This window comes from Streptomyces canus, assembly GCF_030815415.1.
Classification (GTDB): Bacteria; Actinomycetota; Actinomycetes; order Streptomycetales; family Streptomycetaceae; genus Streptomyces; species Streptomyces canus_F.
On the sequence record NZ_JAUSWW010000001.1, the window covers coordinates 2,504,541 to 2,516,833 of the forward strand.

The 12,293-nt window shown below is 70.3% G+C and carries 11 protein-coding genes; 8 read left to right on the forward strand and 3 right to left on the reverse strand.

Annotated features, from left to right (window positions below; translation table 11 throughout):
* Positions 1-9: 9 nt before the first annotated feature.
* The 7 genes from QF037_RS11690 to QF037_RS11720 all read left to right on the forward strand — a co-directional run bounded on the left by QF037_RS11690 (position 10) and on the right by QF037_RS11720 (position 8,224).
* The gene (locus QF037_RS11690) at positions 10-975 is read left to right on the forward strand and encodes a carbohydrate ABC transporter permease (protein WP_307024321.1); all 966 of its coding nucleotides are present in this window, start codon (positions 10-12) and stop codon (positions 973-975) included.
* Positions 972-1,847, forward strand: a complete 876-nt coding sequence (locus tag QF037_RS11695) for a carbohydrate ABC transporter permease (protein ID WP_307024323.1) — start codon at positions 972-974, stop codon at positions 1,845-1,847. The genes QF037_RS11690 and QF037_RS11695 overlap by 4 nt, the downstream gene beginning before the upstream one ends.
* 27 nt (positions 1,848-1,874) lie before the next feature.
* Positions 1,875-4,733, forward strand: a complete 2,859-nt coding sequence (locus QF037_RS11700; protein ID WP_307024325.1) for a glycoside hydrolase family 2 TIM barrel-domain containing protein — start codon at positions 1,875-1,877, stop codon at positions 4,731-4,733.
* Positions 4,734-4,857: 124 nt separating this feature from the next.
* Complete coding sequence (locus QF037_RS11705; RefSeq protein WP_307024327.1) at positions 4,858-5,853, forward strand: ABC transporter ATP-binding protein; 996 nt, start codon at positions 4,858-4,860, stop codon at positions 5,851-5,853.
* Between the two features lies 1 nt (position 5,854).
* A complete protein-coding gene (locus QF037_RS11710; protein ID WP_307024328.1) occupies positions 5,855-6,658 on the forward strand; it encodes an ABC-2 family transporter protein in 804 nt (267 codons plus the stop codon).
* Positions 6,658-7,464: an ABC transporter permease gene (locus tag QF037_RS11715; RefSeq protein WP_307024330.1), complete on the forward strand. Its 807-nt coding sequence runs from the start codon at positions 6,658-6,660 to the stop codon at positions 7,462-7,464. The genes QF037_RS11710 and QF037_RS11715 overlap by 1 nt, the downstream gene beginning before the upstream one ends.
* 211 nt (positions 7,465-7,675) lie before the next feature.
* Positions 7,676-8,224: a hypothetical protein gene (locus QF037_RS11720; RefSeq protein WP_307024332.1), complete on the forward strand. Its 549-nt coding sequence runs from the start codon at positions 7,676-7,678 to the stop codon at positions 8,222-8,224.
* Between the two features lie 63 nt (positions 8,225-8,287).
* Here QF037_RS11720 and QF037_RS11725 read toward each other — a convergent pair whose 3' ends face one another.
* Together QF037_RS11725 and QF037_RS11730 are read right to left on the reverse strand one after the other, a co-directional pair.
* Entirely contained in the window at positions 8,288-9,610 is a 1,323-nt protein-coding gene (locus QF037_RS11725) for an MFS transporter (RefSeq protein ID WP_307024334.1), read from the reverse strand.
* Positions 9,607-10,206, reverse strand: a complete 600-nt coding sequence (locus QF037_RS11730) for an ArsR/SmtB family transcription factor (RefSeq protein ID WP_307024336.1) — start codon at positions 10,204-10,206, stop codon at positions 9,607-9,609. The genes QF037_RS11725 and QF037_RS11730 overlap by 4 nt, the downstream gene beginning before the upstream one ends.
* 144 nt (positions 10,207-10,350) lie before the next feature.
* On the opposite strand from QF037_RS11730, the gene QF037_RS11735 reads away from it, so the two are divergent.
* Positions 10,351-11,670, forward strand: coding sequence for a jacalin-like lectin (locus QF037_RS11735; RefSeq protein ID WP_307024338.1), 1,320 nt, complete (start codon positions 10,351-10,353; stop codon positions 11,668-11,670).
* Between the two features lie 139 nt (positions 11,671-11,809).
* On the opposite strand, the gene QF037_RS11740 is transcribed toward QF037_RS11735, so the two are convergent.
* A complete protein-coding gene (locus QF037_RS11740) occupies positions 11,810-12,280 on the reverse strand; it encodes a hypothetical protein (RefSeq protein ID WP_307024341.1) in 471 nt (156 codons plus the stop codon).
* Positions 12,281-12,293: the final 13 nt, after the last annotated feature.

Here is a 12,293-nt window from a genome sequence, read left to right on the forward strand (position 1 = left end):
GACCTCGACATGTCGACCACCACCAAGCTCGACCTCACGGACGCCGCCCCGGCCAAGCCTCAAAAGGCGCGGCCGCGGCGGAGTCTGCGGGCGAACAGCACCCTCAACTTCTGGCTCTTCACCAGTCCCTTCCTCATCGGCCTGGTGATCTTCGTCTTCGTGCCGATGGGCTGGAGCATCTACCTCAGCTTCTTCGAGGCACGCTTCACCGTCTCGCCGAGCGAGTTCATCGGCTTCGACAACTACACGGCGATCCTGGACAACCCGGACTTCACGGGGTCCCTGGTCACCTTCACCGTCTTCGCCGCGTTCATCGTGCCCACCACGTGGGGGCTCTCGCTGGGCCTGGCGCTGCTGGTGCACCGGCTGACGTTCATGAAGGCGTTCTTCCGGTCGGTGTTCTTCATCCCGACCGCGGTCTCCTATGTGGCCGCGGCGCTGATCTGGAAGATGTCCATCTTCAACGGCGTCCGCTTCGGTCTGGCGAACACCGTCATCGGCTGGTTCGGCGTCGAGAACACGGCCTGGCTGGCCAACCCCGACCCGCCCTGGTACTGGCTGGTCATCGTGACGCTGCGGCTCTGGCTCCAGGCCGGCTTCTACATGATCCTGTTCCTGGCGGCGCTCCAGAACATCCCGGCGGAGCTCTACGAGGCCGCCTCGATCGACGGCGCCAAGCCGGGCTGGCAGACCTTCCGGTACATCACCCTGCCCCAGCTGCGGGCCACCTCGACCGCGGTGATCCTGCTGCTGCTGATCGCCGCCTACCAGGCCTTCGACGAGTTCTGGAACCTGCTCAGCAGGGCGACCTGGGGCCAGCCACCGCTCGTGGAGCTGTACAAGACGGCCCTCGGTGAAAGCCAGGACTACGGCCAGGGCAGCGCCGGTGCCGTCATCCTGACCTTGCTCATCCTCGTGATCACCCTGCTCCAGGGCCGGATCATGGGCTTCGGAAGGGGTGAGGAGTCCAAGTGACCACCACCGCACCTGACGTCACGAAGACCCCCCGCAAGAAGCGCGGGGGCAAGGTCATCGGCAACACCGGGCTCTACATCGCCACCGGTGTCGCGGCCCTGCTCTTCCTGGTCCCGTTCTATCTGATCGTCCGCAACGCCCTGATGACGGACCAGGAGATCACGGGCGAGAACTGGAAGTGGCTCCCCACCGACATCCAGTGGGGCAACATCACCGAACCGTTCAACGACGAGACCGTCGACTTCGGCCGGGCCCTGTGGAACTCCTGGGTCGTCGCCGTCCTGCACACCAGCGGCATCCTGCTGATCTGCTCGCTCGCCGGCTACGGCCTCGCCCGCATCCCGTACCGGCACGCCAACAAGGTCTTCTACGCCGTCCTGGTCACCCTGATGATCCCGACGGCCGTCACCTTCGTGCCGAGCTTCGTGCTGGTGTCGTCGCTGGGCTGGGTCGACACCTACCGCGGTCTCATCATCCCGGGCCTGTTCAGTGGTTTCACCTGCTTCCTGTTCCGGCAGTACTTCCTGGGGTTCCCCAAGGAGCTGGAGGAGGCGGCACGTGTGGACGGACTCTCGTACTGGGGGGCGTACTGGCGGGTCGTCGTACCCAACTCGCTGAACTTCTTCGCGGCGATGGCCACGATCACGTTCATCAGCGGCTGGAACTCCTTCCTGTGGCCCCTGGTCATCGGCCAGGACCCGAGCTCCTGGACCATTCAGGTGGCCCTGTCCTCGTACATGACCAACCAGACCGTCAACTACCACCTGATCTTCATGGCCACGGCCATTTCCATCCTGCCCCTGTTGCTCGTGTTCCTCTTCCTCCAGCGCTGGCTGGTGCAGGGGATCGCGCAGACCGGCATCAAGGGCTGACGTTCTCTTCTCAAGACCTGGAGACCGATGTCTTTCCGCACCACCGCCGTCGACTACGTCGAGGACGTCTCGCCCGGTAGCGGGGCCCTGCCGCCCCGCGCCTGGTACGCCGCCTCCGACGCGAAGGCGCTGTCGCTCAACGGCAGTTGGCGCCTGCGCGTCTCGGCGACCATCGACGCCGAGGACGACTCGTTCGCCGAGGAGGGCTACGACGCCGGGGACTGGGCCGAGGTCCAGGTCCCCGGGCACTGGGTCCTCCAGGGGCACGGTTCGCCCATCTACACGAACCATCTGTACCCCTTCCCCGTGGACCCGCCGCACGTCCCGACCGAGAACCCGACCGGCGACCATCTGCGCGTCTTCGACCTCCCCGAGGCCTGGCCCGCGGACGGCGGCGCGGTGGTCCGCTTCGACGGCGTCGAGTCCTGCGCCCGGGTCTGGCTGAACGGCACGGACATCGGTGAGTTCAAGGGGTCGCGGCTTCCCCATGAGTTCGCGGTGGGGCATCTGCTGAAGCCGAAGGGCAACGTCCTGGCGGTCCGCGTCCACCAGTGGTCGGCCGGCTCCTACCTGGAGGACCAGGACCAGTGGTGGCTGCCCGGCATCTTCCGTGACGTCACGCTGCTGCACCGCCCGGCGGGCAGCGTCCTGGACTTCTTCGTGCACGCCGGCTACGACCACGTCACGGGCGAGGGCACCCTGCGCGTCGACTCCGACGTCGACGGGCGGGTGACCGTGCCCGCCCTGGACATCGATGTCGCGACCGGCGAGTCGGTGACGGTCGCCGTGGAGCCGTGGAACGCCGAGACACCCCGGCTGTACGACGGCGAGCTGGTCACCGAGGGCGAGCGGGTCCCGCTGCGCATCGGATTCCGCACCATCGTGCTGGAAGACGGTCTGCTCAAGGTCAACGGCAAAGCGATCCTCTTCAAGGGCGTCAACCGGCACGAGTGGCACCCCGAGAAGGGGCGCGCGCTGGACCTGGAGACCATGCGCGAGGACGTGCTGCTGATGAAGCGGCACAACCTCAACGCGGTGCGCACCTCCCACTACCCGCCGCACCCGGCCTTCCTGGACCTGTGCGACGAGTACGGCCTGTGGGTCATCGACGAGTGCGACCTGGAGACCCACGGCTTCACCGAGCAGGACTGGCGGGACAACCCGGTCGACGACGACCGCTGGACCCCGGCCCTCCTCGACCGCGCCGCCCGCATGGTCGAGCGCGACAAGAACCACCCCTCGATCGTCTTCTGGTCGCTGGGCAACGAGGCCGGCACCGGACGCGGCCTCACCGCGATGGCCGAGTGGATCCACGGCCGCGACTCCTCGCGCCTCGTGCACTACGAGGGCGACTGGAACTGCCGCGACACGGACGTCTATTCGCGGATGTACGCCAACCACGCCGAGGTCGAACAGATCGGCAAGGAGCTCGACGGCGGCACCCACAAGCGTCGTGAACTCCCCTTCATCCAGTGCGAGTACGCGCACGCCATGGGCAACGGCCCCGGCGGACTCGCCGACTACCAGGAGCTGTTCGAAAAGCACGACCGGCTCCAGGGCGGCTTCATCTGGGAGTGGATCGACCACGGCATCACCCACCCCGAGCTGGGTTATGCCTACGGCGGTGACTTCGGCGAGGAGCTGCACGACGGCAACTTCGTCTGCGACGGCCTGATCTTCCCCGACCGCACGCCCTCCCCCGGCCTGGTCGAGTACAAGAAGGTCATCGAGCCGGTCCGGATCGAGGGCGACGGCGCCGACGGCACCGTGCGGGTGACCAACAAGTACGACTTCGCCGACCTGTCGGCGCTGGCCTTCGAGTGGTCGTACCAGGTCGAGGGCGAGACGGTGGAGTCCGGCTCGCTGTCGGTGCCCGCGCTGAAGCCCGGGGAGACGGCCGACGTGAAGCTGCCGGAGCCGCCCGCGGACCACCGGGGCGCGGAGACGCAGTGGACCGTGCGGGCGCTGCTGGCGCAGGACACCTCGTGGGGGCCGGCGGGCCATGTGGTGGCGTGGGGCCAGTTCCCGGTCGCCGCCCGCCCGTTGCCGTCCGTCGCGCCCACCGAGGGGCCCGTGCGCGGCGAGGGGCAGATCACGCTCGGCCCGGCCGCCTTCGACGCCCGCACCGGTGCGCTGCGGTCGGTCGGCGGGGTGCCGGTCGAGGGCATGCGCCTGGACGTGTGGCGGGCGACGACGGACAACGACGACGGCGCCGAGTGGCAGACGGACACCCGGTACGGGGTGCTGTGGCGGGCGCTCGGTCTGCACCGGATGCAGCACCGGCTGGACGCGGTGGAGCTGTCCGACGACGCGCTGACCGTGCGGACCCGGGTGTCCCCGGCCGCCCGCGAGGTGGGTCTGGCCACGGTGTACCGCTGGACCTCCGACGGCGACCGGCTGAAGCTGACGGTGTCCGTGGCTCCCGAGGGCGACTGGACGGTGCCGCTGCCCCGCCTGGGCATCCGGTTCGGGCTCGCCGAGGCGGACGCGGTGCGGTGGTTCGGCGGCGGTCCCGGCGAGGCGTATCCGGACAGCCGTCTGGCGTCGACCGTCGGCCGCTGGCAGTCGACCGTGGACGGTCTTCAGACGCCGTACGTGCGCCCGCAGGAGAACGGTGCCCGTGCCGACGTCCGCTGGGCGGAGATCGGCGGTCTGCGGATCGAGGGCGACCCGGAGTTCTGGTTCACCGCCCGCCGCTGGACGACCGAGCAGCTGGACGCGGCCACCCACCTCACCGACCTCACCCCCGGCGAGACGGTCTGGGTCAACCTCGACCACGGCCAGCACGGCCTCGGCTCGCAGTCCTGCGGACCGGGCCCGCTGCCGCAGTACCACCTCAAGGCGGAGCCGGCGCAGTTCTCGTTCGTGTTCTCGACCGCCAGGTAAGAGATCCATTAATCGATTGACTGATTGATCGACATTCCGACACTGTCGGAACGTCGCCAGCGGCCGGTCGGCATCCTTGCCGACCGGCCGCACTTCTGTTTGCGCACAGAGGAGTTGATGCCACTTGGTCGGCAGCATCGAGGTCCGCGGACTGTCCCGCACCTTCCACACCACCGTCCGCCGGCCGGGTTTCACCGGTGCGGTCCGTTCCCTGGTCAACCCGGAGCGTGTCGCCAAGCACGCCGTCAGCGACATCACCTTCGACGTGTCCCCGGGCGAACTCCTCGCCCTGCTGGGCCCGAACGGTGCCGGCAAGTCCACCACCATCAAGATGCTCACCGGCATCCTCACCCCCACCGCCGGCCATGCCCGGGTCGCGGGCGTGGTGCCCTACGAGGAACGCGAGCGCAACGCCCGCAACATCGGCGCGGTGTTCGGGCAGCGCACCCAGCTGTGGTGGGACCTCCCCGTGCGGGAGTCGTTCGCGATCCTGCGGGACATCTACGAGGTGCCGAAGGCCGAACACGCCGCCCGCCTCAAGGAGTTCGACGACCTCCTGGACCTGTCGTCGTTCTGGGACACCCGAGTGCGCCACCTCTCACTCGGCCAGCGCGTCCGCAGCGACCTCGCCGCCGCCCTGCTCCACGATCCGCCGGTCGTCTTCCTCGACGAGCCCACCATCGGCATGGACGTGGTCGTCAAGGAGCAGGTCCGGGAGTTCCTCAGGCACCAGGTCGAGGAGCGCGGCCGCACGGTCCTGCTCACCACCCACGACATGACGGAGGTCGAGCGGCTCGCCGAGCGGGTCGTCCTCGTCAACCACGGCCGGCTGGTCCTCGACGGCTCCCTCGACGAGATCCGCCGCAAGTTCGGCTCGACCTGGCAGGTGCGGGCCACCCTCGCCGACCCGCACGCCGAGATCGTCCCGCTGCCGGGCATCACCCTGCTCCAGCAGACGGGTCCCCGCCTGGTGTTCGGCCCGGACGGCGTCGACGCGCCGACCGTGCACCAGGCACTGAAGGCCGTCATCGAGCGGTACGAGGTGACGGACATCGCGCTCGACGAGGCGGACCTCGAGGACGTGATGCGGGCCGCCTACGTCCATGCGGAAGGGGTCTGACATGGCGGCGATCCACGCCTGGCGCGCCGCCCGCGTCACGCCCCTCGGCGAACTGCACACCCCGCCCCGTATGACGGCCGCCCTGCTCCGCCTGACCGTGCAGATCGTGCTGGTGGCGTCCCTGTGGCACGGCCTGTACCAGAACACCGGCACCACGGCCGGACTCGACCGCGACCAGGCGGTGACCTACGCGGTCCTCGCCGTGCTCGCCTCCCGGCTGCGGGAGCTGGACCAGTACGCGGGCCGCGACACGGTCCTGCAGCACATGCACTTCGGCACGATCATCTACTGGTACCTGCGCCCGCTGCAGCCCCAGCGGTACTACGCCCTGCGCGCGTTCGGCGAGCAGCTGTACGGCCTGGTCTGGGCGCTGGGCGGATACGCGGTCTGTCTGGTGTCCGGTGTCGTGGAACCCCCGAAGTCGGCAGCCGTGGCGGGGGTGTTCGCGCTCAGCCTGCTGCTGGGCCAGTGGGTCCTGTACTACGTCATGCTCGTCATCGACCAGCTGTGCTTCTGGACGCTGCGCAACGGCGCCGCGATGCTCATCCTGATCTTCGCGCAGAACCTCCTGGCGGGTGTGTACGCGCCGCTGTGGTTCTTCCCCGACTGGTTCATCACGTTGAGCACGTTCCTGCCGTTCCAGGCGACGCTGAGCGTGCCCCTGTCGATCTACATCGGCCGGATCGAACTGTCGGACGCCGCCCTCCAGTTGGCGATCCAGGCCGCCTGGGTCCTCGCGCTGGCCCTGTTCACCCGTCTGCTGTGGCGGCGGGCCGCCCGCCGTGTCGTCTCCCAGGGAGGCTGATGCCTGTGAATGCCGTCCGGATCGCGTGGCGCATCACGCGTCTCAACTTCCGTGCCCAGCTGGAGTACCGCTCCGAGTTCCTGATGATGATCGCGATCGGCGCGGTCTGGCAGGTGTCGGTGATCGTGTTCGCGACGGTGCTGCTGACCCGGTTCACCGGGATGGGCGGCTGGGACAGCTCGGACGTGCTGCTGATCCCGGCGACCCGGATGCTGGCGCACGGCCTGTTCGTGCTGTTCCTCGGCCGGGTGCACGGTCTGGGCCGGCACATCCAGGAGGGGGTCATCGACACCTATCTGGTCCGTCCGATGCCGGTCTACCGCCAGCTCCAGCTGTCCTACTTCCCGACGAACGCGATCGGTGACCTGACGGTGGCCGTGGGTCTGATGGCGGGTGCCCTCAGCCGCAGCGACCTGGACTGGACGGCGGGCCGGATCTCGTACCTGGTCGTGGCCGTGCTCGGCGGTCTGCTCCTGGAGGCGGCCCTGTTCACGGCGGTCGCCTGCGCGTCGCTGCGCTTCCCGGCCGCCGACTACTGGGGGCGCTGGCTGGAGGAGCTCCTCGGTACCTTCGGCAGCTACCCGCTCAACGTGCTGCCGAGAGCGGTGGGCGGCCTCCTGACGTACGGCCTGCCGCTCGCGTTCGTCGCCTACTTCCCGGCCGCCGTGCTCACCGGCCACGGCCACGACACCGGCGTCCCGTACTGGCTGGCCGCGGCCTCGCCGCTGCTGGGGGCGCTGGCGTACCTCGGGTCGCGCCGACTGTGGCACTTCAGCCTCAAGCACTACACCGGGGTCAACGGATGAAAGGGGCCGCACGGGTGGTCCTGGCCGGGAGCTAGTGCCGCGGCAGGCAACGTTTGCCCGTCAAGGAGCGGCGTCCGGTGCGTGCTCTCGGCGTGCCGGCCGGAAGCCCTCGTACTGGACGTACTTGGGCTTTCGGCCGGTGCGGCGAGAGTGCGTGCCGGGCGTCGCGACGGGGCAAACGTTGCCTGCCGCGGCACTAGGCTCGGGCGCGATGGACGAGCGAGAGGAACGGGTGCGGGCGTACGCCGCCGAAGGGGTCGTCTGGTCCCGGCTCGCCGGGCTGCTACCGGGCGCCGAGGACGTGGAGCTGATCCAGGCGTGCTGGGACATCGGCGAGCAGGAGGGCGGCCTCTTCCAGCTGGTGGACCGGTTGTTCGAGCTGGAGCTGGCCGTGGGCGACTCGGCACGGGCCGAACTCGCGGCGATGGCCTCGCAGTGGGGGGTGTGGGACCAGCTCGCCACGGACATCGTCGACCTGCCTGGTTCTCAGGGGCAGTTGCGGGTGCTCGAGGGCTTGGAGCCCGTCGACAGGGACGGCATGGCGCTGGTGCCGTGGATACGGTGCGAGGGCTGCGGCCGCATCCTCGCCCTGGAGCATCGGTACGAGTCGTGGGGCGCCCTGTCGTTCCAGCCGGTGTCGTACACCGTCTCCGCGCCCGACGGCACGCTCCTGGAGTTCGACAACGAGAAGGAGGGTGCCGTGTGGCGCGCGCTGGACGCGTTGACGGCACCCTGCCGGGTGGGCACTGCGAGCGGGTGACTACCCGGTGCCGGGCGCCGTGGCCGCCAGGTCCGGGGGCGGCGCGGGGGTGGGCAGGAGGTCCTACACGGGGTTGTCCAACGGGCTCAACCCGGCGCTCTGAACGGGCATTTCGGCCGGGAGGTCCGCCAGGGAGCGGATTCCCGGTATCGGCAACGGCAGCAGCCACAGCACCGACAGCACTCCGCCGACGGCGACCGTGACGAGGGTCGCGCGCAGCCCGAAGGTCGTGGCGAGCGCCCCTCCGGTGAGTGCGCCGAGGGGGCGTACGCCGTAGTTGACGGTGCCGAAGGCGCCGGTCACGCGGCTGCGCAGGGCGTCCGGAGTCACCGCGGTCTGCAGGGAGTTGAGGTTGACGTCGAACCACATCACCCCGAGGCCCACCAGGAAGTAGGCGCCGCCCAGGCACCCCGCGGCGGCCCACGCCGGTCCGCCGGCGACCGCGGCGAGGGCGTAGGGCGCCGGGAACAGCACGGCACCCACGGCGACCGCGCGCCCGACTCCGATACGGCGGGACAGCCAGGGCGCGGTCAGGGCGCCGAGGAGAGAACCGGTCGACCCGACTCCGAGGGTCAACCCGATCGCTCCCGGGGAGAGTTGGAGGACCCGGTCCGCGAACAGCACCACGAGGCCGGTGCCCGCCAGGAACGTGAAGAAGTTGACGGTCGTGCAGCAGCCGAGGCTCGCCCGCAGCACCGGGTGCCGGACGACGAAGGCCAGACCCTCGCGGGCGTCGCGCAGCAGCGCGGGTGCGGCGGCGCCGATGCGGGCCGCGGGCGCCGGTTCGTCGACTCTGATCCGGCCGAGCAGCAGGGCGGAGGCGAGGAAGGACAGGGCGTCCACGACGACGGTGACCGGTGCGCCGATCGCCTGCACGAGGCCGCCGCCGACCGCGGGGCCGGCGACGAACGAGGCGGAACGGGCGGCGCTGAACTTGCTGTTGGCGTCGACGTACGAGGAAGGCGGCACCAGCCGCGCGAACAGCGGCTGCCACGCACAGCCGGCCACCACGCCCGCGAGGCCGGTCAATAACGCCACCGCGTACAGCTGGCCGAGCGTGAGCGTGCCCCACAGGTAGGCGGCGGGCAGCGACAGCAGCACGCCCGCCCGCACGAGGTCGGTGACGATCAGCAGCCGCCGTTTGCGCCGCCGACCGTCGACCCAGGCGCCGAGCACGATCCCGAGCAGGTTGGGCGCCCAGGCGAGTGCGGTCAGCCAGGAGACCTGCGCGGCGGAGGCGTCCAGGAGGCCGATGGCGATCAGCGGGACCGCCACCTCGGAGACCCGGTCGCCGAACTGGGAGACGGCCCCGCTGGTCCAGGTGAGCCGGAAGGGACGGTCGCGCCACAGGGAGGTCTCGGAGACCGATATCCGCGGGCGCCTCATTCCGGCGTCCCGGATTCCTCGTCCGCCGCCTCCGGCAGGGCGTACAGCAGCATCCGCACGGCCCGGCCGTCCGGCGGCTGCTGTGCGGGCTCGCGGGTGACGTAGGGGGCGAGGAGCTCCTCCATCGCGTCCTTGAGCGCGGCCAGCTCCCCGGCGGTGACGACGATCCCGGTGTTGTTGGACATCGCTGCGCCCATCCACTCCGGCTCCAGGCGCGGCGCGGTCTCGGTCAGCCAGCGCATCGGCAGCTCGGCGCGGCTCGCGAACATCTCGCCGGCGAGCACCTGGGCGGCCGCCCGGCCCTCCTCGTCCTGCGGCACCTCGAACCGGTAACCGCGCGCCACGGCCCCCCAGCGCCGCTCGCGCCGGTCCGCTCCTGGCTCCGCGTCCCGGACCAGTCCGAATCCCGCGAGGTGGCGCAGATGCCAGCTGGTCACGGACGGGGTGGCCCCCACGTGCGGGGACAGCTGGGTGGCCGTGGCGGGCCCGTACCGCTGCAACCGCTCCAGGGCCGCGAGCCGTACGGGGTGGGCCAGCGCGCGCATGGCCTTCGGGTCGGTGATCTCCAAGTCGCCGAAGCGATTGCCGGAATCCATGACGTGAGAGTGTCCTCTCACAAAGTATGAGAGTCAACTCTCATGACTCTCACTGTTTCCCCAACTGCCCTTGCCCGCCACACTGGTTGCCGTCGAACCTGAGCACCGTTCACCTTCTGCCCCACCTTCCGACCGGAGCCCCCCATGAGAAGACTCCTCGGCACCCTCGCGGCCGCCGCGCTGGCCGTCACCGGCCTCGCGGGCACCGGCGCCACGCCGGCGGTCGCCGCGACCAGCGGCTCGTTCAACGTGCTGACGTACAACGTCGCCGGCCTCCCGGAGGGCCTGAGTTCCGGCAACCCGGAAACCAACACCCCGCTGATCTCACCGCGGTTGGGGTCGTACGACATCGTCAACGTCCAGGAGGACTTCAACTACCACGCGGCCCTGTACGCGGGCGACAACCACCCGTACCGCACCGCGACCAGCGGCGGCGTGCCCTTGGGCGACGGTCTCAACACCCTCTCGGACCATGCCTTCGAGGACTTCGAGCGGGTGAAGTGGAACAACTGCACGGGCACCAACTGCCTGACGCCGAAGGGTTTCTCGCTCGCGCGCGTCCGGCTCGCCGAGGGCGTCTTCGTCGACCTCTACAACGTCCACACCAACGCGGACGACACCGCCGACGCGCTCGCCGCCCGGCGTGCCAACATCACGCAGCTGTCGGACTTCATCCGGGCGAACTCCTCGGGCAACGCGGTGATCGTCATGGGCGACACCAACACGCGCTACACCCGCAGCGGCGACAACATCCGCACCCTCGCCGACGAGAACGGCCTCACGGACGCGTGGGTGCAGCTGGCGAAGGGCGGCGTCCGGCCCACCCAGGGAGCGGACGCGCTGCTCTGCCCCACGACGGCGCCGCCGAACGGCTGCGAGGTGGTGGACAAGGTCCTCTACCGCGGCAATGACCTGCTGTCCCTGAACGCCACCCGCTACAACAACGAGTGGGCCGCGTTCCTCGACCCGGCGGGCGCCAACCTCTCCGACCACTTCCCGCACACGGTCGACTTCTCGTACACCCTCGACTCCTCGCTGCGGGCGAGCGACTTCTTCGGCGGCCCGCACGGCACGGCGTACAACGACGCCGACGACCTGCCCTCCACGGTGTCCCCCCGCACACTGACCCTCCGCGGCGGCACCCGCCTCGACGCGGTGTCCCTGACCCACGACGGCGGTACGACGCTGAGCCACGGCGGCACGGGCGGCACCGCGTCGTCGCTGACCCTGGCGTCCGGCGAGCACCTCAGGTCCGTGAAGCTGACACAGGGCCAGAAGGACGGCCGTACCCGGATCTTCTCGGCCGCCTTCACCACCGACAAGGGCCGCACCCTGTCCTCCGGTACGGCGACGTCCGGCGCGAAGACCTTCACGGCGCCCTCCGGCTGGCAGATCGTCGGGTTCACCGGACGGTCGGGCATCGAGATCGACAAGCTGGGCGTGCTGTACGCACCGATCAGCTGAACCCGGCGGTTCTACAGGGTTCGCCCGGGCGCCGGGATCCGCGGCGACCGGGTGAACCGGCGTCGGCGACGGGCGTGTTCACCGCCCATCGCATCCGGGACGCGTGACGGCGGGTCGACGGGTCGACGGGCCCGGCGTATCAGGCGATCCACGCCCCGCCGTGCCGATGCCGCTCCAATCCCACGGCGGAGAACTCGTCCTCGCCGGGCCCCGCCACGACCCCCAACCGCCGCAGCGCTCGGGAGACCGGGCCGCCGTCAGGGGGAAAGGGCTCCCCCTCCTCCACCCGCAGCGGCCCCAGCACGACGGCGCCGCCCTCCCACACGGCGGCCCGCTGCTCGCCCACGCCACCGAAGTACTCGGCTTCCGCATAGGCCACCGGACCGCCGGCCGACCAGGCGGCGACGGTCTTCGCGAACGGCTCCGGCAACCGGGAGAATCCCAGCGCGCCCCCACCCCAGCCGTGCGCGACGGACGCGAACAAGGCGCGCGTCATCGGCATCAGGGCCAGGCCCTGTCCGATCGACGCCGTCCGGGCGGCGGGCAGGTCCCGCGCCGCGCGGCGCAGCGACTCCTCTTCGGCGATCACTGCTTTCAGGTCGTACGCCATCCGGTCCGCCCGA